Origin of the sequence: Natronospira elongata, assembly GCF_034931365.1 — a bacterium.
GTDB lineage: Bacteria > Pseudomonadota > Gammaproteobacteria > Natronospirales > Natronospiraceae > Natronospira > Natronospira elongata.
This window is the reverse complement of record NZ_JAYGII010000005.1, coordinates 78,071-99,770: the sequence shown is the minus strand read 5'-3', so window position 1 is coordinate 99,770 and position 21,700 is coordinate 78,071. Positions and strand designations below refer to the sequence as shown.

General features: G+C 64.6%; 17 protein-coding genes. 13 read left to right on the top strand and 4 right to left on the bottom strand.

What is annotated here, in order from left to right; all coding sequences use genetic code 11:
* Nucleotides 1–107 precede the first annotated feature (107 nt).
* On the bottom strand, nt 108–818 hold the full coding sequence (locus tag VCB98_RS04105) for a hypothetical protein (RefSeq protein ID WP_346050625.1): 711 nt from the start codon (nt 816–818) through the stop codon (nt 108–110).
* Between the two features lie 129 nt (nt 819–947).
* Here VCB98_RS04105 and VCB98_RS04100 point away from each other — a divergent pair, with 129 nt between their 5' ends.
* A complete protein-coding gene (locus tag VCB98_RS04100; protein WP_346050675.1) occupies nt 948–2,048 on the top strand; it encodes an RNA ligase in 1,101 nt (366 codons plus the stop codon).
* Nucleotides 2,049–2,092: 44 nt separating this feature from the next.
* Here VCB98_RS04100 and VCB98_RS04095 read toward each other — a convergent pair whose 3' ends face one another.
* Complete coding sequence (locus VCB98_RS04095) at nt 2,093–2,674, bottom strand: RNA ligase partner protein (RefSeq protein ID WP_346050674.1); 582 nt, start codon at nt 2,672–2,674, stop codon at nt 2,093–2,095.
* 144 nt (nt 2,675–2,818) lie between these two features.
* On the opposite strand from VCB98_RS04095, the gene VCB98_RS04090 reads away from it, so the two are divergent.
* Entirely contained in the window at nt 2,819–4,111 is a 1,293-nt protein-coding gene (locus VCB98_RS04090; RefSeq protein WP_346050624.1) for a tetratricopeptide repeat protein, read from the top strand.
* Nucleotides 4,112–4,160: 49 nt separating this feature from the next.
* Here the strand turns inward: VCB98_RS04090 and VCB98_RS04085 are convergent, their stop codons facing one another.
* Nucleotides 4,161–5,852: an amidohydrolase gene (locus VCB98_RS04085; protein WP_346050623.1), complete on the bottom strand. Its 1,692-nt coding sequence runs from the start codon at nt 5,850–5,852 to the stop codon at nt 4,161–4,163.
* A gap of 135 nt (nt 5,853–5,987) precedes the next feature.
* Here VCB98_RS04085 and VCB98_RS04080 point away from each other — a divergent pair, with 135 nt between their 5' ends.
* The 11 genes from VCB98_RS04080 to VCB98_RS04030 all read left to right on the top strand — a co-directional run bounded on the left by VCB98_RS04080 (nt 5,988) and on the right by VCB98_RS04030 (nt 21,075).
* Nucleotides 5,988–7,199: a threonine synthase gene (locus tag VCB98_RS04080; protein ID WP_346050622.1), complete on the top strand. Its 1,212-nt coding sequence runs from the start codon at nt 5,988–5,990 to the stop codon at nt 7,197–7,199.
* Nucleotides 7,192–9,108, top strand: coding sequence for a biosynthetic arginine decarboxylase (gene speA, locus VCB98_RS04075; RefSeq protein ID WP_346050621.1), 1,917 nt, complete (start codon nt 7,192–7,194; stop codon nt 9,106–9,108). Before VCB98_RS04080 ends, speA begins: the two co-directional genes overlap by 8 nt.
* Nucleotides 9,105–10,019 carry an NAD(P)-dependent oxidoreductase gene (locus VCB98_RS04070; protein ID WP_346050620.1) on the top strand — a complete coding sequence of 305 codons (915 nt, stop codon included), beginning with the start codon at nt 9,105–9,107 and terminating at the stop codon, nt 10,017–10,019. The genes speA and VCB98_RS04070 overlap by 4 nt, the downstream gene beginning before the upstream one ends.
* The gene (locus tag VCB98_RS04065; RefSeq protein ID WP_346050619.1) at nt 9,988–11,073 is read left to right on the top strand and encodes a sensor histidine kinase; all 1,086 of its coding nucleotides are present in this window, start codon (nt 9,988–9,990) and stop codon (nt 11,071–11,073) included. The genes VCB98_RS04070 and VCB98_RS04065 overlap by 32 nt, the downstream gene beginning before the upstream one ends.
* Nucleotides 11,074–11,078: 5 nt before the next feature.
* Nucleotides 11,079–11,819: a LytR/AlgR family response regulator transcription factor gene (locus tag VCB98_RS04060; protein ID WP_346050618.1), complete on the top strand. Its 741-nt coding sequence runs from the start codon at nt 11,079–11,081 to the stop codon at nt 11,817–11,819.
* An 86-nt stretch (nt 11,820–11,905) separates the two neighbouring features.
* Entirely contained in the window at nt 11,906–12,835 is a 930-nt protein-coding gene (gene hemC / locus VCB98_RS04055; protein WP_346050617.1) for a hydroxymethylbilane synthase, read from the top strand.
* On the top strand, nt 12,828–13,616 hold the full coding sequence (locus VCB98_RS04050) for a uroporphyrinogen-III synthase (protein ID WP_346050616.1): 789 nt from the start codon (nt 12,828–12,830) through the stop codon (nt 13,614–13,616). The genes hemC and VCB98_RS04050 overlap by 8 nt, the downstream gene beginning before the upstream one ends.
* Nucleotides 13,613–14,707: a uroporphyrinogen-III C-methyltransferase gene (locus VCB98_RS04045; protein WP_346050615.1), complete on the top strand. Its 1,095-nt coding sequence runs from the start codon at nt 13,613–13,615 to the stop codon at nt 14,705–14,707. Before VCB98_RS04050 ends, VCB98_RS04045 begins: the two co-directional genes overlap by 4 nt.
* Complete coding sequence (locus VCB98_RS04040; RefSeq protein WP_346050614.1) at nt 14,707–15,939, top strand: heme biosynthesis HemY N-terminal domain-containing protein; 1,233 nt, start codon at nt 14,707–14,709, stop codon at nt 15,937–15,939. Before VCB98_RS04045 ends, VCB98_RS04040 begins: the two co-directional genes overlap by 1 nt.
* 6 nt (nt 15,940–15,945) lie before the next feature.
* Nucleotides 15,946–16,818 carry an NAD-dependent epimerase/dehydratase family protein gene (locus VCB98_RS04035; protein WP_346050613.1) on the top strand — a complete coding sequence of 291 codons (873 nt, stop codon included), beginning with the start codon at nt 15,946–15,948 and terminating at the stop codon, nt 16,816–16,818.
* Nucleotides 16,819–16,869: 51 nt separating this feature from the next.
* On the top strand, nt 16,870–21,075 hold the full coding sequence (locus VCB98_RS04030) for a hybrid sensor histidine kinase/response regulator (RefSeq protein WP_346050673.1): 4,206 nt from the start codon (nt 16,870–16,872) through the stop codon (nt 21,073–21,075).
* On the opposite strand, the gene VCB98_RS04025 is transcribed toward VCB98_RS04030, so the two are convergent.
* Nucleotides 21,038–21,667 carry a nucleotide-binding protein gene (locus VCB98_RS04025; protein WP_346050612.1) on the bottom strand — a complete coding sequence of 210 codons (630 nt, stop codon included), beginning with the start codon at nt 21,665–21,667 and terminating at the stop codon, nt 21,038–21,040. The genes VCB98_RS04030 and VCB98_RS04025 overlap by 38 nt on opposite strands.
* Nucleotides 21,668–21,700 lie beyond the last annotated feature (33 nt).

Below are 21,700 nucleotides of genomic sequence, written 5' to 3'. Positions count from 1 at the left end.
TATCGCTTTGACCTTGCTCGAACTGAAGGAAGCCCTGTATAGAGGTTCCCAGAATTCACCGGAGGCAAGGCGAAACCGGTCTGGACGGACCATCGCTGGGTCGACAGTTACATCTGCAGCAATCTTTGCAAATCAGCAATGATGTCGTCGTGGAACCAGGGGCGCTCGTCCTCAACATCAAGTTCACGCACATGGCGTTCCTGGCGAATAGCCTCATAATGCTCTTCCGCGAGTTCACGGGCCTGTTCAAGCTCCTGTTCATCCACGCCGAGCATGGGATTGTCCGAATAGATATTACTGACTGCCTGGGTGACAGGATCATTCATCAGCATGCCAAGCTCCAGCCAGCCATGCATGGCAATGCGATGCTCGGAGCGCCCTTCCGGGGTGCGTCCGGGTGCAAACATCTGCTGTAGCGAGAGTTGGCTCAAGTGAAAGGTCGCTGCTGAATAACCATGGACGAGAGATTGCTGCAGATGCCTCTCACCCTGTTCAAGGGCGGCCTCTCGGTCCTCGACTTCCTCATCCGCAGGATCAACCAGGCGCCGGCCCAGAATATAGCGTGCCCGGTGGTCCCCATCAGCGGCGACGGACGACAGACGGTCAAGCGGCATCATCCCATACTCGCCAAAGTCCTCTTCGGCGCCGGGACCCTTGGAAATGGGAGCCTTGTACCCTCGCCCCATCAGCCATTGATCGATCTCAAGCTGCCGCTCTTCATCCAGCTCAGTGAACCAAAGGCCTGACTGCCAACCCTCCCCACTCGCCACCAGCGGCAAGCAGATGAATCCAATCAAAAGCAGCAAAACCATTCGCATAGCCTGTTCCCCTCAAGATCATCCCGCAGGCACGGCACACCATCGCCCTCCGGCGGGCAAATCTGTAGCATTGGAAAAACCATTCTGTCAGTCCTGAGCGAGACTGCCAACTAGAGGGATGCCATGAGCCTGCTGGATTCCGACAGCCTGAAGCGTGCCCAGGATCAGGGCAAGGCCGATCACAGGCAGTTTCAGGATATTGGCTATACCCGGATAACTGATCAGATAAAGAAGGTCCCCAAGGGCAGTGTGGTTCTGGAAGATGGCAGCATCATTCCGGGATATCCTTCCATCGCTCGCATTCAGGCCCTTGACCCGGGTCTTTCCAAGCAGTTTGCGGGGCCCTTCTGGGCGGAAGAGAAGATGGACGGCTTCAACATCCGCATCTTCCGGCACGGTGAACAGGTCTATGCCCTGTCACGGGGGGGGTTCATTTGTCCCTTTGCCACTGATCGCATGCTGGATCTCCTTGATGAGGGTATTTTCCAGGATCATCCCGATCTTGTTCTTTGTGCCGAGCTGGTTGGACCCGATAACCCCTACCTGGAGGGGCACTCGCCCCAGGTCCAGGAAGATGTGGGACTGTTTGTCTTCGACATGATGGAAAAGAATCGGGAAGGCTTTCTGACCCAGTCACGGCGGATGGAATTGCTGGATCAATATGCCTTGCCCAGGGCGGAGATATTCGGCCGATTCACCGCCGGGCAGCGCCCCGAGATCGCCGACTTGATCCTGCGCCTGGATGAAGAGGGCAAGGAGGGTCTGGTTCTGAAGCCCGAGGACCAGGGTCAGCGTGCCAAGTATGTGACCGGGCGCTCAAACACATATGATTTCAGCGTTACCGGCCAGGGCCTACTGGATCTTCCCCCGGAGTACTTTACCAACCGTTTGCTGCGCATGGGCCTGTTCATGGCCGAGCACGGCCAGCAGCAGGACCATGAGCGGCTGGCGGAATTGGGTCATGCCTTGATGCTGGGCTTATTTCGCGGCATTGATATCTCACGTCGGCAAAGCCGCGTCGGCTCCCTTTATCGTTGCCGTTTCAATCGGCGCGACAGTGCCGACGCCTTCATCCGGCATATCGAGGAAACCGGTGGTGATCGGGTCAAGGTCTACAAGGGCATGCCGAAGCGCCAGGGTGATTACTGGCTGCTGGAATTCGAGCGTGTGCACCAGCGAATGACCGGCTTTCTGAACCAGGCTCTGCAGGGTGGTCGGCAATTTGACTGACCAATCCCCGTACACAGGGCCACACCCTGTGCGCGGATCGTCTGCTAGGAGCGCTGCGTGCCCAGGTTCTCCATGATGCGGCGCAGATATTCCGGGGTCACCAGTTTCACCCCCACACGATTGGCGAACTTGCGCATGCCCTGGTCGGCGGAGGCCAGCTCTGCATCCAGCTCCATGGCCAATAGCACCACGTCCACGTCCTCCCGAGAATCCAGCAGGCCCTTGCGCATGGCGCTGCGGAAGCGCTCACGCAGCTCGGTGATGATCTCCGGCTCCATGGTCGACAGTTCACCGGCCCGTTTGGTGTGCTCTTCGGCAATACGCAGGCCCCGATCGATCCGCTCGCGGACCTCGTTGATGAACTCATACATCACTTCCGCCGGGATGGTCAGCTGAAAGCGGCGGGGTGAGCGAATCCAGACCTCGGTTTCGAAATCCGCCGCCAGTTCTCCCATCTCACGGACCCGCTGAAACTCTTCATAGACCGACAGAGGCATGTAAAACTCGGTGGGCGTTTCCCGGGCAAGAGACAGGAATACCCGGATGCATTCCATGGGGTCATCGGAAAATTGCGCCATGGTGGTGGGATTGGTGAAGATGCTGGTGTCCAGCACGAATCGGCGCATCATGGTTACTCCCGGCATTCCAGTGTCTTCGCCAAGCTTGGCTTGGGCGCCGCGATAGGTCAATCCCGCTGCAGGCCGGTGGTCGTGCTGTCACGGTGGCCTGATTCTTTGTAAAGTACCCGCTTTTCCCCGGATGAGCAGCACATGTCGGAACAACCGTTAGCTGAAATTACCAAGGCCGTCGAAGCCGGCCGTCTCCAGGAGGCGGTCGCCGCTCTGGCTGAATACCTGCAGGCCGAGCCGGGCGACCCCAATGCCTGGTTTCTGCAAAGCCGGGCCAGTCTGGCACAGGGCAAGCCAGAGGCTGCCTGGCAGGCTGCCCGTCAGGCACTGGCGATCGCGCCAGACAGCCCCAATCTTCGTTACGCGGTGGGTAATCTGGGCCTTCGCCTGGCCCGCTATCCGGAGGCCCTGGATATTCTCGATAAGCTCCCAAGACCGCTGTCGCCCGACCAGCAATACCGCCTGGCCCAGGCCTGTTGGGGGGCCGGCCAATACAAGCAGTCACTGGAGCATTTCGAATACGCCGCGGACAATGCGCCCCAGGTCCACGAGATTTCCATCGCCCTGGCCCGGGCCTATGTCGCCCTGGGGCGGGATGAGCATGCCATCTGGGTGCTGGAACGACTGCCCCTGGGAGACCAGGCCGAGCTGCTGGCGGCGATCTATCGCTTCGATCACGATGACCTGGCGGGCAGTGCCGAGCGCATTCGTGGCGCGGGTAAGGAAGGGGATCCCCTGCGCCAGACCGCACTGGCCGGGATTGCCCTGCTTCAGGGCGACGACGCCGGGGCCGAGGCCCTGATCCGGGACCTGCCCGACGGCGGGGGATGGCCGGCCCGTGTGGAGTCAATGCGCTATGCCCGGGACCATGGTCCCGATGCCCGCTGGTTTACCACTCCGGTGCCCATGCTGGAAACGGGCCTGGCCGCCCAGGCGGAAGATGGGCTGATCCTGGAGTTCGGTGTTCAGTATGGGCGCAGCCTGAACCAGATTGCGGTTCGGAGCCAGGGCACGGTTCACGGTTTTGATAGCTTCCAGGGCCTGCCGGACAGCGAGGGTGTCTTTCGGGCCGGCAGCCAGGCGGCGCCGGGCGGGCCGACGCATCTGGCCAACAATGCCCGTCTGTATACCGGGCTTTTCCAGCAGACCCTGCCCGCGTTTCTGGCCGAGACCGACGGTCTGCTGAGCTTCGTTCACATGGACTGCGCCCTGGCCAGCTCCACCGAACAGGTGCTGGAGCTGCTCAAGCCCCGAATGCAGTCCGGCACCGTGCTCTTGTTCGGTGATTATCTGGCCTACCCCGGCTGGCAGGATGGTCAGTATCGGGCCTGGCAACGCTTTGCCGACGCGGCGGGTATCCGCTACGAATACCTGGGTTTTTCCCCGATCACCGAGACCAGGGCCCTGCTGCGCATCACCGGAATCAGCGCCTGATCCGGCCCGGCTCTCCACACGCAGGGCGAGCCGGGCCGGTTTCCCTGGCCTAGTCTTCGGCCCGATAGACGATCTCACCACCAATCACGGTCATGGTGACGGTGGTTTCGAGAATCTCGGCAGTTTCAATCTGCATGATGTCATCGGCGAAGACCGTGAAGTCGGCGTACTTCTCCGCTTCGATCGTGCCGCGCACATCCTCCTCGAAGGCTGCCTTGGCCGGCCACAGGGTGAACATCTTGAGCGCCTCTTCCCGGCTGACGGCCTGTTCAGGGTACCAGTGCTCGTCCTGATGGCCCTGCAGGTCGCGACGACTGACGGCGGCATAGAACTCGATTCGGGGATCGCCCATTTCCACCGGCGCATCGGATCCACCGGCGATGGGTACGCCGCTGTCGATCAGATCCCGCCAGGCGTAGGCATGACGCAGTCGTTCGACACCCACCCGACGGTGGGCATAGTGGAGGTCACCAATGGCGTGGGAGGGCTGCATGGAGGGGATCACCCCCAGTTCGGCGAAGCGCGGCAGATCGTCCTCATGCAGTACCTGGGCATGTTCGATCCGCCAGCGGGGCTCGGCGATGCCGCGTTCCTCCGGACCGACCTTGTCGAATACCTCCTCATACAGGTCCAGGGCAAAGCGGTTGCCCCGATCACCGATGGCATGGGTCCAGACCTGAACCCCATTGCGCAGGGCGTCTTCCAGTAGCTCAATCACCTCTTCCCGCTGGAACTGCAGATAGCCCCGGCCATCCCGATCCTCGTAGTCTTCCAGCAGGGCGGCACCACCCGAGCCCAGGGCGCCGTCCGCCGCCAGTTTGACACCCCGCAGGCTGTAGCGGCCCTCATAGAGTCCGGTGACGCCGCCTTCACTGACCAGGCGGCGGGCGTCCTCCCCCGGTCCGCGCAGGGCCTGATTGATCCGCAGCCGCAGACTGCCGTCGGCGAACAGCTCCCGCAGGGTCTCGACTTCCTCAAAATCCCCACTGGCAATATGAACCTGGGTCCAGCCCATGGCCTGACTGCGTTCGGCACCCAGGCGCAGTCGCTCGGCCAGCGGTGCCTCCGGTTCCGGCACATGCTGGGCCACCAACCACTGGGCCCGGCCCAGCAGCATGCCGCTGGGCTGGCCATCCTCGTCGCGCAGGATGTCGCCGCCCTCGGGGATGGCGGTTTCCTCGTCCACCCCGGCCATTTCCAGGGCCATGCTGTTGGCCACACTGCCGTGACCATCGGCCCGGGTCAGCCAGACCGGGTTGTCGGGGGCAATCGCATCCAGATCCTTGCGACCAGGGAAGCTCGGCGGGTCCCAATGGGTCTCCAGCCAGCCGCGGCCAACCACCCATTCACCGTCCTCGCGCTCGTCAACGGCATCGGCGACCGCGTCGAGAAAGCCTTCCAGACTGTCGATGCCGGCCAGGTCCAGGCCCAGCTCCCGCTCACCGATGCCGGCCAGATGGACATGGGCGTCGGCCAGGCCCGGCACCACGGTCGCGCCGCCCAGATCCACCAGACGGGTATCCTCGCCCAGGTGGGCGGCCAGGCCCTCCTGGCTGCCCACCGCCAGGATGCGGTTGCCTCGAATGGCGATTGCCTCGGCCCGGGGCTGATCGGGATCAAGGGTGTGGATGTTGCCATTGATCAGCATCTTGTCCGCCCGCGGTTGATCGGCCTCGCAAGCCAGCAGTGCGAACACCGCGGCCAGACTCAATGCAGCAATGCTTCGTGGCATTCCCTTCATGATTGTCTCCCCTGTCGGATACGGCAACAGCGCGCAGTCTAGCAAGACACTGGCCACCGCGCGCGGATCAAGGCTGTCATCCGGGAGTCAGTCTGGCGATAATGCCCGGTCCGGAAACCATTGTTGGAAGTGGAAATGAGCGATTCCGCCCTGGACAGATTGGAATGCGGCCATTGCGCGGCCCCGGCCCCCACGGATCAACTGATCGGGACCTGCCGGGCCTGTGGCGGGCCATTGCTCGCGGTCTATGACACCGCCCGTGCCCGTGCCGATCGGATTCCCGATGCCGGCCGAGGCCTGTGGCGGTGGGCGGGCCTGCTTCCGGTGCCCGAGGCGGGGCGCTTCGAGCTGGGGGCCGGTGATACCCCCCTGTTGCCCACAGGTATCGGTGAATGGCTGAACAGCGGCCCCACCTGGATCAAGGATGAGTCGGCCAATCCCACTGCCAGTTTCAAGGCCCGGGGCATGGCCGTGGCCATCGGTCGGGCCAAGGCCCTGGGTGCCGGCAGTCTGGTGGTGCCCAGTGCCGGCAACGCCGCCTGTGCGGCGGCGGCCTACGCTGCCCGGGCCGGACTGCCCCTGACCGTATTCATGCCCGCGGATGTGCCCCGCTCCTTCCAGGTCGAGGCCCGTGCCCACGCAGCCCGCGTGGAGCTGGTGGACGGACTGATTGATGACTGTGGCCAGCGCGCCCAGGCCATGGCCGACCGTGACGGCAGCTTCAATCTCGCCACCTTCCGAGAGCCGGGCCGCGTGGAGGGCAAGAAGACCATGGGCTTCGAGATTGCCGAGCAGATGGGCTGGCGATTGCCCGAGGTGATCATCTATCCCACCGGTGGCGGCACCGGCATCGTCGCCTTGTGGAAGGCATTCAATGAACTGGAATCCCTGGGCCTGATCGGCCCTGAACGGCCCCGCCTGGTCATGGTCCAGTCCGCCGGCTGTGCGCCCCTGGTCAGGGCCTTCGACGTGGGCGCCGACCAGGCCGACCCCTGGCCGGCGGGCGCGACCTGCGCCGACGGTCTGCGGGTGCCGCGCAGTTTCGGCGATCGCCTGGTACTCGATGCCATGCGTCGCAGCCGTGGCCGCGCCCTGACCGTCAGCGATGCAGAAATGCTGGAATATGCTCGCCTGATGGCATCCCGGCTCGGCCTCTTCCCCTGCCCGGAAGGGGCGGCCTGCCTGGCCGCCCAGGTCCGGCTGGTGGAGGAAGGCTGGATCGGCGCTGACGAGCGGGTGGTGCTGTTCAACACCGGCAGCCCCCTCAAGTATCTTCATCTGTGGCCCAACAGTACGCATCCGGAACACACGGCTGACAGTGACAGAAGGATATTCGCCCATGACTGACTGCCCGCAGCGAGCCGAGGAGACCTATGCCGTCAGTCGCTGGAGTGAGGGCTATTGCCGGGTCGACGGGCAGGGCAGGCTGCGTGTGCATCCGGATCGGGACGGTCCCGGGGTGGCGTTGGTGGATGTGGTTCGGCGACTGCCACAGGCCGGTCTGCAGTTACCGGTGCTGTTGCGCTTCCGGGGTATTCTGCGCGATCGGGTGGATGCCCTCTGCCAGGCCTTTGTCTCTGCCTGCGAACACGATGGCTATCGTGGTCGCTACACCGCTGTCTATCCCATCAAGGTCAATCAGCAGCGGGCGGTGGTGGAGGAAATCGTCGCCCATGGCGGTGCCCGTGTCGGTCTGGAGGCCGGCTCGAAGCCTGAATTGATGGCGGTGCTGGGCCTGGCCCCCGATGAGGCGGTGATTGTCTGCAATGGCTACAAGGACCGTGACTACCTGCGGCTGGCCCTGATCGGCGAGACGCTTGGTCATCGCGTCTACATCGTGATCGAGAAGCTTTCCGAAGTACGCCTTCTGGTGGACGAAGCCCGCAAGCTGGGGGTCCGCCCCCGCATCGGCATGCGCATTCGACTGGCCAGTGTGGGCAGCGGCAACTGGCAGAACACCGGTGGCGAGAAGTCCAAGTTCGGACTCTCCGCCGGCCAGATCCTGGCCGCCATCGAGGAGCTGGAGGCAGCCGGCATGGCCGACAGCGTGGAGCTCTTGCATTTCCATCTCGGTTCCCAGCTTGCCAACATCCGGGATATTCAACGGGGCCTGCGCGAGGCGGCCCGCTTCTATGCCGAACTCCACGCCCGCGGCATTGGAATCAAGGTGATGGATGTGGGTGGTGGCCTGGGGGTGGATTACGAAGGCACGGCCTCACGCAGCTATTGCTCGATCAACTACAGCATCCAGCAATATGCCCAGGCCATTGTCCGCAGTCTCTGGGAGGTCTGTGAAGAACAGGCCCTGCCTCACCCGGACATCATTAGTGAATCCGGCCGGGCCCTGACCGCGCATCATGCCGTGCTGGTGACCAATGTGGTGGACGTGGAATCCCCACCCGCAACAGCGCCCGCTGAACCGGAGCCGAAGGCGCCCCTGATTCTGCATGATCTCTGGGAGCTTTATCGGGAGGGCGATCACCGCCCGCCGGTGGAGGTCTATCACGATGCCCTGCACTGGCTGTCGGAAAGTCAGGCCATGCACACCCATGGGGTGATCGATCTGGCCCAACGGGCTCAGGCCGAGGCCCTCTACCAGGCTGTCTGCCGCCGCGTCCGTGCTCGATTGCGGCCCAGCGTGCGCCATCACCGCGCCATTATCGACGAGCTCAACGAGAAACTGGCTCACCGCCTGTTCTGTAACTTCTCCCTGTTCCAATCCCTGCCGGACGTCTGGGCCATTCAGCAGGTCTTTCCCATCATGCCCTTGGCCAAGCTGGATCAGGACCTGGACACCCGGGTGGTGCTAAGGGACCTGACCTGTGACTCCGATGGCCGGATTGATCTCTATGTGGAGGGTGAAGGCCTGGAGGCGACCCTGCCCTTCCCGCCACTGAGCGGTGACGGCCGTGACCTGGTGGGATTCTTCATGGTGGGGGCTTATCAGGAGATTCTGGGCGATATGCACAATCTGTTCGGTGACACCGATTCGGTGGATGTGGACACCGACCCCGAGGCCCCGGACGGCTTTTCCCTCTCTGATCCCGAAAAGGGGGATCGCGCGGACGAACTGCTTCGCTATGTGCATTTTCGCCCCGAAGAGCTGGCCGAGCGTTTCCGTGCCAAGATTGAGCGGGCCGCCCCCGAGCGGGCGGATGAGCTCCAGGCCATCCTCGAGCGGGGACTGCGTGCCTATACCTATCTCGCCACCCCGGTCGAACAGGATAGCGATCCTGCCAATGGAGGCATGTCATGAGTCAGAACCTCGCCGCCTTCGCCGGTCTTGGCAGCATGGGCCGTCCCATGGCCGCCAATATTCAGGCCAAGGGGCTGCTGGCGGCGGTGTGGAACCGCAGTCCCGGGCCCGCCGAGGCGTTCAGCCAGGCCCATGGCCTTCCCCGGGCCGATGATCCCGCTCACCTGGCCCGCCAGGCCAATATCCTGGTCCTGTGCGTTTCCGCCGACGAGGATGTTCTGGCCGTGGTGGACGCCATGCTGCCGGTCCTTGGCCGGGATCATGTGGTGGTGGACTGCTCCACGGTGCGACCCGAGACCGCCAGGCGCATTGCTCAAATGCTCAGCGAAGTGGGCGCAGGCTTCCTGGATGCCCCGGTCAGTGGTGGCACCGAGGGTGCCGAGCAGGGCAGTCTGTCAATGATGATTGGCGGGCGTTGTGAAGACCTGGCCCGCGCTCGTCCAATCCTGGAGGCGATGGCGGGCCGTCTGGTCCACATGGGGCCGGCGGGCAGCGGTCAGGCCACCAAGGCGGTCAATCAGGTTGCCGTTGCCGGCGTCAATCAGGCGGTTGCCGATGCCATGGCATTGGCAAAGAGTCAGGGCCTGGACCTGGACCAGGTGATCCAGGCCCTCTCCGGAGGGGCCGCCGATAGCTGGTTTCTGCAGAAACGGGCACCCAATATGCGCGATGGCGTCTATCCTCTGGGGTTCAGGCTGAGTCTGCATGACAAGGACCTGGCCATTTGCCAGAGCCTGACCGAGGCCATGGGGGTGCGACTGCCGATCATCGAGATGACGCGCCTGCATTACCGAAGGCTCATCGAGGCGGGTCATGGCGACGAGGATGTATCGTCCCTGTTCCGACTCAAGCTGGAACAACTGGAAGAAGGGGAGCAGCGTGGCGGAGACGACGCCGAGCAGCAGCAATAAGCAGGACCCGAACGGCAACACGGGTTTTCTGCCCGATTTTTGTGCCCCCCCGATTCTGTTGCTGCTGGTCCTCGCAGCGCAGTTGCTTGCCTTCCTGCTGGCCCTGGCGCGCAGCCAGTTCGGGCAGGCCTTCTGGGTCGATCTGGGGGTGATTTCCCTGTTTCTGCAGTGGATCGCGCTGGTGAGTGCCGCCGTGATCTGTGCCCTGCGGGCTCCCCTGGGCCGGCTCCCGCGCCATGTGTCGGCCGCTCTCGCTTATCTGGCCCTGGTCACAACCACCTTCCTGCTCTCCCTGTTGGCCTGGTTTCTGGCCGAGTGGTCAGGTCTTGGCGGGGAGTGGACGCCTGACAGTCCCTGGTTCTTCCTGCTGCGCAATACCGCCATCAGCGCCATCGTCAGTGCCGTGGCCCTGCGCTATTTCTACATCCAGTACCAGTGGAAACACAACATCCAGCGCGAGGCAGAAGCCCGGGTGGAGGCCCTGCAGGCCCGGATCCGCCCCCATTTTCTCTTCAACAGCCTCAATACCGTGGCTGCCTTGATTGCCGTGCGGCCGGAGATCGCCGAGCGAGCCGTGGAGGATTTGTCCGATCTTTTCCGCGCCAGCCTGAGCGATGCCGGTGACGGTGTTACGCTCAAGGAGGAAATGGAGTTGGCGGAGCGCTATCTTCATCTGGAGGCTCTGCGTTTGGATGAGCGCCTCAAGTTGCACTGGGATGTGCCGGAATCGGCCGTGGAGCGCGTGCGGGTTCCCCGGCTGATTATCCAGCCACTGGTGGAGAATGCGGTCTATCATGGGATAGAGACCCGACCGGAAGGTGGCGATGTGGAAGTCGTGGCACGCGGGCATGAAGACCATGTGGAGATAACCATCCGCAATCCCCTGCCGGACAGCGATGATCGTCCCACGGCCAGAAAGGGTCACCAGATGGCATTGGACAATGTGACGCAACGACTCAAGCTGCGCATGGGGCCAAAGGCCAGTCTGCAAACGGAGCGTGGGGCGGAGGAGTTTCTTACCCGCCTGCGGCTACCAAGAGAGAGCGAGGGGTAATCTGCATGAAAGTGCTGATCGTGGATGACGAGGCCCTGGCCCGCAGTCGCCTCCGCCACCTCATCGAGGGCATGGCGGACTGGGAGGTGGTGGGTGAAGCGGGTAATGGTCGTGACGCGCTGGAAGCCTTTGCCCGCACCGGCGCCGATGTCGTCCTGCTGGATATTCGCATGCCCGGCATGGACGGGCTGAGTGCCGCCCGCAAGCTGGCGGAGCTTGACCGCCCGCCCGCGGTGATATTCACCACGGCCTACGACCGCTTTGCCATGGAAGCATTCGAGGTGCAGGGGGTGGATTACCTTCTCAAACCCATCCGCGCCGACCGTTTGCGTCAGGCCCTGGAGCGGGCCAGCCGGCCTACCCGGGCCCAGCTCGCCGAACTGGAGCTGCAATCCGACAACAAGGACGATGACGGGGGCCGGGCCCATATTCGTGCCCGCATGGGGGATCAGCTTCACCTCATTCCCATCGAAGATGTGTTCTTCTTTCGTGCCGAGCACAAATACGTGGTCGTCCGGCATCGTAATGGCGAGGTCTTGGTGGAAGAGCCCCTCAAGCAACTGGAAGAGGAATTCGGCAGCCGCTTCCAGCGCATCCACCGCAACGCCCTGGTGGCCATTGACCAGGTTTCGAGGCTGGAGAAAGTCGGCCGGGGGCGGTTTCGCTTGTATCTGCGCGATTGCGATGATTGCCTGGAGGTCTCACGCAGAATGCTCCCCGCTGTCCGGGAGAGATTGGGGCTGTAGTACGCCCTGGATGTGGAGCGCCCCCCCTCGCCGTGGTCCCCGTCTCATTCAGTTAGAATATCGCCAAACCCCAACGGACGTCGCCGATGAATCGCCTTCGCATCGCTACCCGCCGCAGCAAACTCGCTCTGTGGCAGGCCCAGTTTGCCGCCGATCAATTGTCCCGGGCACGGCCCGGCCTGGCAGTGGAGCTCGTCCCCCTGTCAACGCGGGGCGATGAGTTTCAGTCGGCACCGCTGTCGGAGATTGGCGGCAAGGGCCTGTTCATCAAGGAACTGGAGCGGGCCATACTGGCGGGAGAGGCGGACATTGCCGTGCATTCGATGAAAGACCTCCCGGCCCACCTGCCGGACGGCCTGCGGGTGCCGGCGGTGCTGGCGCGCCACGATCCTCGGGATGCCTTTATCTCCCATCAATACGCCAGTCCGGCAGACATGCCGGCGGGCAGCGTGCTGGGCACCTCCAGCCTGCGCCGCCAATGCCTGATGAAGCAGCAATATCCCCAACTGACGGTCCGTTTCCTGCGCGGCAATGTCCAGACCCGCCTGGCCAAACTGGATGCCGGTGAATATGACGCTATCATCCTGGCCGCCTCCGGGCTTGATCGCATGGATCTCAATGAGCGAATTCGTCGCCGTTTGAGCCCGGAAGAGTCCCTGCCTTCCGTGGGTCAGGGCACCATCGGTATTGAATGCCGGGAAGACGATCATGAGATCATCGAGTTGCTGCAGGCGGTTAACGATGCCGAGACCTGGACCCGGACAAGTGCCGAGCGTGCCATGAACGCCACGCTGGAAGGCAGTTGCTCGGTGCCGATTGCCGGCTATGCGGAGCTGGACGGGCAGGCATTGCGGATCCGCGGCATGGTGGGCTGGCCGGACGGCAGCCAGGTGGTCCGCGCCGAGCGCCAGGGAGACGCCAGTGAGGCGACTGCACTGGGCGACGCGGTGGGCCGGGAAATATTGGCGGCGGGCGGACGGGAAATCCTCAAGCGCCTGGCCGAGGATCATGGATAGCCCGCTGCACGGTGCCGGCATTCTGGTCACCCGCCCGGCGGCACAGTTGGCGGGCGCCATCCGGGCAGTGGCAGACGCCGGCGGCGACGCCCTGGCCTTTCCCCTCTTGAAGCTGGAGTGGCGCGAACCGGCGGCAGAGGAAACGGCCGCCCTGGCGCAGTTGCAGGAAGACGATTGGTTGCTGCCGGTCAGCCCCGGGGCGGTGGAAGCCCTCGGCCATTGGCTGGCCGGGTGCAGGCCGGCATTGCCCCGCCTGCGTGCCGCCGCCGTGGGCCAGGCCACGGCCGAGGCCCTGCGTGAGCAGGCCTGGCAGGTCTCGGCAACACCCACGGAAGGCGATGGCGCCGCGGCGCTGTTGGCCAGTCCGGATTTCAAGGACCTGGACGGACGCCGCGTTCTGATCTGTCGCGGAGAGGGAGGTCGGCGTGTTCTGGATCAGCAACTCCCGGCCCGGGGCGCGGAGGTGTTGGCCCTGACCCTTTACCGGCGTGCCCCGGCAGAGTCCGATCCGGCTCGGTTGGGGCAATGGCTCAAGGCCTCGCGCCTTCATTGCCTGCTATTGACCAGCGCCAGCAGTCTTGAAGCGCTGCTGGCCCGTCTCGATGCGTCTCTGCTGCCATCGCTTCAGCGCCTGGCGGTGGTGGCCCCCAGTGAGCGTGTGTTAAAAATGGCGGCCGAGGCGGGATTTACGGGTCCGCTGCTTGCCGCGCCCGACGCCAGTGACCGTGCCATGGTGCGAACCGCCGCCGATTGGTGGCAGGGCAACAGGACTGTTTCATGAGCGAGAAAGACGACAAGCCGGAATCCGGGAAGCGAACCGATCAGCGTTCTGCCGCCAGTGCAGGCCGTTCCAGGGGGCGGGCCCGCCAGAGCGCTGGTAACGGCCTGTCCGTCCTGGCCCTGTTGCTGAGTCTGAGTCTGCTGGCGGCGGCCTGGTGGGCCTGGGAGCAGCTTGGTGAGCGTCTCGACCGCCTGGACCAGTTGACCGAGAGCCAGCGGGAGCAGGCGGACCGGCTGGAGCAGCTTGAAAGCCGCACCGCTGAGCTGGCGGGCCTGCCGGATACTGTGGACGATGCCCGTAAAGCCACCGCGGCGGTTGCCTCGACCCAGGCCGAACTGGAGGCGGAGATCAGCCGTCTGGATCAGCGCACCGAAGCGCTGCGCGATTTCGTCGATGCCGGTCGGTCTGCCTGGCGGGTTGCGGAGGTGGAGTATCTCCTGCGTCTGGCGACCACCGAACTGCAACTGGCCGGTCGCCATGACACCGCCATGGCGGCCCTGGAAGCGGCCGACGAGCGTCTGGCGGCCCTTGCCGATCCGGCCCTGACCCCGGTCAGGGAGGCCCTGGCCAGCGACCGAGAACGCCTCCGCGCCACTGCCGACCCGGATGTGACCGGCATGGCGATGACCCTGGCGAGTCTGATCGAGCGTGTCGATCGGCTCAGCTTTCGTCGCGATCAACTGCAGCGTGACCCGGCCGAGCGGCCGCCGGGCGACGACGCCGACGGGCTCTGGGACCGCCTGCGCGAGCGCGGCAGCGGCGTCCTGCGGGAGATGGTGACCATCCGCCACGAGGACATGCCCATCCGGCCCCTGCTGGCCCCGGAGCAGGAATACTTTCTGCGCCGCAATCTGGAGCTGAAACTGGAGAGTGCCCGTCTCGCCCTGCTGCGGGGCCAGCCCGAGACCTGGCGGGCGACCTTGAGCGAGGCCCGGGACTGGCTGGAAAGCTGGTATGACCTGGATGACGATGCCGTCGCGGCCATGGACGAAGAGCTGGCGCGGCTGGCCGAGCAACGCATCGTCAGCGAGCGGCCCGACATCGCCAGGAGTCTTGAGCGCCTGCAGGGCCTCATGGAGGCCCGGGACTGATGCGCCGCCTGCTCTGGTTTCTGCTGATCCTGTTGCTGGCCATCGGTATTGGCCTGCTGCTGCGTCAGGACACCGGTTATGCCCTGATGAGCTGGGCAGGCTGGTCGGTGGAGATGAGCCTGGCCATGTTGGCGGTGTTCCTGCTCCTTGGTCTGACCGTCCTCTATTACCTGCTGCGCTTGCTGCGCGGTCTGTTTCGGATGCCTCGGCGCCTGCGGGCCGGCCTGCGCAGCTGGCGTCGTCGTCGCGCCCGGCGGGCATTGACTCGTGGCCTGATTGATCTGGCCGAAGGCCGCTGGCAGACCGCGGAAAAAACCCTTGGCCGAACCGCCGAGGACAGTGAAACCCCGCTCATCAATTACCTGGTGGCGGCCCGGGCGGCGCAACTGCAAGGGGCCCATCAGCGTCGCGATGTCTATCTCAAGAATGCCTACGAACAGACCCCGTCGGCGACCGTGGCGGTGCTGTTGACCCAGGCGGAACTGCAACTGGCCCACGGCCAGCACGAGCACGCCCTGGCCACCCTGAGGCGGCTGCAGGAATTGTCCCCCGGCCACCGTTTCGGTCTCCGTCTTCTGGCCCGTGCCTACCAGGCGGTGGAGGATTGGGCCTCCTTGCACCAGATCCTGCCCCAATTGCGGCGCCAGGACGTGTTTCGCCGCGAGGAAATGGAGACCATCGAGCGCGATTGCTTTCGTCGTCTGCTACAGCAACGGGGGAGTGAAGGCCGTCACGATGTGGTCGCCGAGCTCTGGCAAAAGGTCCCGCGGCGGCTGCGTCGGGAACAGGGACTGTATCGTGATTACATTCGTGCCCTGCTGGCCACGGATGCCCAGCAGACCGCCGAACGGGCGATTGAGGATTACCTCAAGGCGGAGTGGGATATTGAGCTGGTACTGCTCTATGGCGCGCTTGAAGGTGGCGACCCGGCCCGGCGATTGAAACGGGCCGAGGACTGGCTCCGCTATCACCCGCAAGACCCCAGCCTGCTGCTTAGCCTGGCCCGTCTGTGTGTTCGCAATGAGCTTTGGGGCAAGGCGCGCCAGTATCTGGACCAGAGCCTGACGCTTGAGCCCAGTCCCGACGGCTTCGAGGAATTGGGGCGCCTGTTGGAACATCTGGGAGAGCAGGATCGCGCCGCTACGGCCTATCGGCAGGGCCTGGAGCTGGCTGTGCGACGGCAGGTCGGCGAGCCGGGCACCCAGGCACCCATTGTTCCCTCGCCCCGCTAGGCGGCCATGCAGGCGGAGCAAACCCAACCACCGCTGCTGATCGTTGGCTATGGCTATAGCGGTGATGCCCTAGCCCGCCGATGGCTGACCGCTGGCGGCGCCGTCCTGGGCCTGTCACGAACCCCGCCAAGCGACGCCCCCGAGGGCATGGCGTGGCAGGGCATCGATCTGGATCGACTGCAATCCCCGCCACCGGCCATCCTCCCGGATACCCGCGTGGTCTGGTTGGCCCCGCCGCCCCGGCAGGGCAGAACGGATCCTCGTCTGCTGCAGGGCATGCGCTGGCTGTTGCAGGGCGGACGACCCGAGCGCCTTGTCTATGCCTCCACCACCAGTGTCTATGGCCGTGCCGAGGGCCGGGTAGACGAATCCACCCCCGCCCAACCCAGCAATGATCGTGGCCTTCGTCGGCTCGACGCGGAAAACACCGCGCTGGCACTGGGTCGGGAACAGGGCATGACCGTGGTCCGACTGCGTATTGCAGCGATCTACGGCCCGGGGCGATTGCCCGAGGCCCGCTTGCGGGCCGGCAAGTCGCTGGATCCCATCCTGGCCAGCCGTCCCTCCAACCGAATTCACCGGGACGACCTCGCCGAGGCCTTGTTCCTGGCTGCCCTCCGGGCCCCGGCTGACTCGGTCTACAATGTCAGTGACAATAACCCCATCGCCTTTGGTGACTATCTCGATCTTTGCGCCGATCTGATGGGGTTGCCGCGTCCACCGCGCGCATCCACCGAGGGGGACTCGGCGGCGGGATTTCTGCAGGCCCAGCGAGCGCTTGATGCCAGCCGTCTGCAGCGTGAGCTAGGGCTGCGGCTTCGCTGGCCTGACCCGGCCGTAGCCGTGCCCGCCATCGTTCAATCATCGGCACCAGCCTGAAGCGTTTGAGGGGGTATCTTGGGGGCTAGCAGAGTCATCATAGTGTTGCTGATGCTGGTTGCGCCGCTGTCCGTGTTGGCGGACCTGCCCCCCGAGCCCAACTTCTTTGTCATCGATAGTGATGACGGCCTTCCCCATGACAGCATCGAAGCCTTGCTCCAGGACCGACATGGTTTCATCTGGATTGGTACCCAGGGCGGGCTTGCGCGCTGGGATGGCCACCGTATGCGCCTTTATCGCCACGACCGCCATGACCCCGACAGTCTGCCGGGCAGTCATGTGCGGGATCTGGTGGAAGACCGGGCCGGCAATATCTGGGTCGCCACGCTCAGCGGTGGGGTGGCGCGCATCGATGGCGGCACGGGGCGGGTCGAGCGTGTCGGCCCGGAGCAGGGCCTGGCCGACCCCCATGTCAGTGCCTTGGCGGTGGCCCCGGACGGTGGCATCTGGGCCGCCCACCCGGCGGCCGGCCTGAGCCGAATTGACCCACTCCGAATGACCGCCACGCCTCGGCTCCGTTCCTGGGGTGAGGATAATGACCGCCCCGGTGCCCATGCCCTGGCCGCGGATACCGAGGGCCTGTGGATCGGCAGCGGTCCCGGTCTGGATTTTCTGCCCTGGGGCGCTCATCAAGCCCGCACGGTGGAGCTGCCCAAGGCCGACAGCGACAGCGATTATCGTGGCATCACCAGCATTGCCCTGGGACCCGACCGGGAGGTTCTGGTTGCCGGTGGCGCCGGCCTCTGGCGCGGTTCCCGCGAGGCGAACAGCCTGACTCGGGTTCCCCTGCCCCTGGAGGGCGAGGTCAGCCCCTCGCTGTCGGCCATTGCCCGGCATGAGGACGGCACGATCTGGCTCAGTTCGCGGCATGGTTTGTTCTCCATTCCGCCGGATGGTGAGCCCAGCCACCTGGGGGCTGCGTCGCCCGGGGAGGCGGGTCTGCCTGTCCAGGTCCTGCGCACGGCCCTGATCGACCGCCAGGGCCTGTTATGGCTGGGCAGTGAAGCCGCGGGCTTGATTCGCGCCCTGCCGATACCGCCCGGGCTTGATGTCCATCGACTGCAACACGGCGGCAACACCGTTTCCATCTGGGCCCTGGCTCGCGACGAGCAGCGGAGCTGGGTGGGCACCGAGCGGGACGGGGTGTTGGCGCTGGATGCCGAGGGCCGGCTGCAGCGGGCCTGGCTCTATGACGCGGACCGCGGCCAAGGCGAGAATATCTGGAGTCTGGCGACCGGCGGCCAGGGTGTCTGGGTGGGCACCGACGAGCAGGAGCTCCATCTGATCGCTGACGGCGGCGTCGAGGACCGTTCTGCCCTGTTGGCCGATATCCGACTCAGCCGTTCCGCCGCCCTCTGGGACTTGCTCGAGGACAGTCAGGGCAGGCTGTGGATCAGCACCAATGGCGATGGACTGCACCGCTGGGATCCGGGCAGTGAGGTCGTCAGCGCCTTTCGTGCCGACCAGTCCGAGGAGCATGGATTGGGCAGTGATCGGGTAACCGTGTTGCACGAGGATAGTCGGGGGCGGATCTGGGTCGGGACCGAGGGGGATGGCCTTTATGTCTGGCTCCCGGATCAGCGCCGTTTTCGGCATATCCCCGTTGGACCCCGGGGACTGCCGGGCGGCGTCATCGAGGCTATCCGCCACGATCAACAGGGCCGTGTCTGGGTTGCCACCTATGACGGCGGGGTGGCCCGTCTCAGCCCCGATGGCGAGATCAGAGTCTTCGGTCAGGCCGAGGGCCTGCCCAGCGATGTGGTGGTCGGCCTGGAAGTGGACGCCGAGGACCGGGTCTGGGTGATGACCAGCACCGGGCTGGCTCGAATCGACCCGGACGGACGGCTCGCCCGTCTGGGTGCTGCCCAGGGTCTGCCCGAGCTGACTTTTCATGCCGGTGCCCATGGCCTGGACCCGGCCGGCAGACCCCTGTTCGGGGCAGCCGACGGCATTCTGGTCGTGGACCCGGCGGTGGTGACGGTGCAGGAGGTGGACGCCCCCCTGCGCCTGACCGCGCTGAGGGTAATGGGCGAAGACCGATGGCGGGGTGGTGACAATGATCAGGCGGTCTGGACTGAAGGCTCCCTGCGGCTCGCTCATGAGCAGACCGCCCTGTCGCTGGACTTTGCCTTGCTTGACTACCGCGATCCGCGGTCCCATCAGTACCGCTACCGCTTGCTGGGTCAGGATGATGACTGGCAATACACCGATGCCACCCGGCCCACGGCGACCTATACCAATCTGGACCCTGGTGACTATCGATTTGAGCTGGCGGTGCGCGATGCCAGCGGTGCCTGGCGGGAATTGGATGCGCCCCTGCTGATCGAGCTGCCGGCTGCGCCCTGGCGCCGTCCCGAGGCCATGCTCGCCTATGCCATTTTCACTGTTTTTGCCCTGACCGGCCTGTTCATCCTCTGGCGTCGCCGCGGTTTGCGGGAACGGGCCCTGCAACGAGAGCGGGAGCAGCGCCAATGGATCGAGCAGTTGCACGAGCTTTCCCGTCGTCTCGCCGAGCCGGCCGATCGCAGCCGACTGCTGGATCGTTTCCTCTCCCAGCTTCTGGCCGTGCTGCCCGTGGAAGCGGCAGCCGTCCGCCTGGAACGATACGGCAATCTGCCACCGACCCGGGTGACCCGATCCCGGGAAGGCAAGTCCCCACTCAGCAGCCAGGATGCGGGGGTCATGGCTCTGCCCCTGGAAACGCGACGCCGTCATCTCGGTCAGTTGCATTTACGCCCCCTGGCCGGCCGGCCACTCAAGGCACGGGACCGGGCGGCCGTATCGGCATTCACCGATCAGGCCGCCCAGGCCCTGGATACGGCATTGCTGGTTGCCGAAGCGGATGCCGCCAACCGGGCCAAGACAGCGTTCCTGGCCAAGCTCAGCCACGAGATCCGGACACCGGTGAGTGGCATCCTTGGCCTTGCCGACCTGCTGCTGCGCGAATCACTGGACGAGCGCAGCCGCGATTATGCCCGTGCCATCGCCAGCTCCGGGCGCAGCCTGATGGCCATTCTCAGTGACATTCTCGACAATGCGCGGCTGGAGGCCGGGCGCGTGGAAATCCATCCGGCCCCCTTCGACCTGGTCGCGGCGGTCGAGGATACCGCCGCCCTCCACGCCGGCCAGGCGAGCGCCAAGGGCCTGGCCGTGGTCACGCACATCGATCGTGAGCTGCCGGCCCGTGTGGTCACCGATGAGGTCCGCCTGCGCCAGATCCTCGGCAATCTGCTCAGTAACGCCACCAAGTTCACCACCGAAGGGGCGATTACCGTCGAACTGGATCGCTTTGATGCCGAGCGATTGCGCATGAGCGTTGCCGATACCGGTCCCGGTATGACCGATGAGGCAGTGGAACGCCTGTTCCAGCCCTTTGCCCGTGCCCATGAGGTGGCCCAGGTCGACGGTACGGGGCTCGGCCTGGTCATTTGCCGGGAGCTGGCCCGCTTGATGGGCGGTGAGATCCGTCTCGATACCGAGCCGGGCGCGGGCAGCCGTTTCGAGGTGATCTTTCGGGCCGAAAGTGCCGGCGGCAAACGGGCGCTGACCCGCAGTACGCGGCGGTTCACCATTTTGGCGTCACCAGGACCGGCCGGCAAAATGATTGCGCTTCGCCTGTCCGAGTCCGGCCTGGAGGTCCGCCTGGAAACGGCGCTGGACCGCAACATGCCGGCTGACGAGATCGTCCTGGTCTGCGATGAGCAGGGGCTTTATCCCCGAGAAAAACCGGAATGGCGGCTGGACTGGCCGATCCGGGAGGCGCGTCTGGCGGAATTGCTGGATCGACTCTCGGGTCTTGAGGCGGTTGGAGGGAAAGAAGAGCCGTCCTCAGCGGCTGTCGAATCATCCGCTCAGGGCGCCCGCGTTCTGGTGGCCGAAGACAATCCGGTCAATGCACGCGTGATCAGCGATGTTCTGGAGACGGCCGGCTATCAATTACATCTGGTGGGCGACGGTCGATCCGTACTCGCTGCCGTTCAGGCGTGGCAGCCCGCGGTGGTACTCATGGATCGCCACCTGCCCGATATGGACGGCCTCGCCGCCACCCGCGCCCTGCGTGAACAGGGTTACACCGAGCTGCCGGTGATTGGATTGACGGCCGCCATTTCCAGTGAGGAACACGCCGAATGTCGTCGAGCCGGCATGGATCGGGTGGTCGTCAAGGACGGCAATCCTGGGCCCATGCTTGAGGCATTGCGCCAGGCCCTGCTTGGAGCGCTCAGGGACGACTCCGAGCCGAATCCAGCCACTCGATAATGGGGTCCCACTGCTCCCAATCCTGGTAGCTCATATAGGGCGCCATCTCCCAGACACCGATGCCGCGGTCAAAGGCCCTGACGTAGTTCTGGGTATCCCGCAGGGCGCCGACATAGGGGACCCGTTGGCGCTCGAGAAAACGATAGAGGCTGGCCGTAATGCGGGTATGGTCCTTGACCCGATTACCCACCAGGGCGGTCTTGACCCGATCATAGCGGGCGTTTTCTCGTAATTCCTTGACGAAACGGGTGGCTGCCTCCATGTCCACCGGGGAGGGCAGCACCGGGATCAGCACGGTTTCGGTCCGCCGCAGCAATTCCGTCAATGCCGGGCCGCGCACCCCGGCCGGCGCATCAATGATCAGATAATCCGGCTGTCCCACCCCCTGAAGGCCTTCTTCATGGGCGACCATGCCGCGGATATCCGGCCATTTCTCGTCTCGACGTTCCAGCCAGGCAAGGCTCGACTCCTGGGGATCGAAATCCGCAAGAACCACATCGTGTCCCTCGCTGGCGTAATAGGCGGCAAGATTGGTGGCGAGTGTTGTCTTACCTGAACCACCCTTGGGATTCAGAACCATGATCTGGCGCATGCCGGCTCCTTCGGTCCGTTTCCTCGGTGTGTG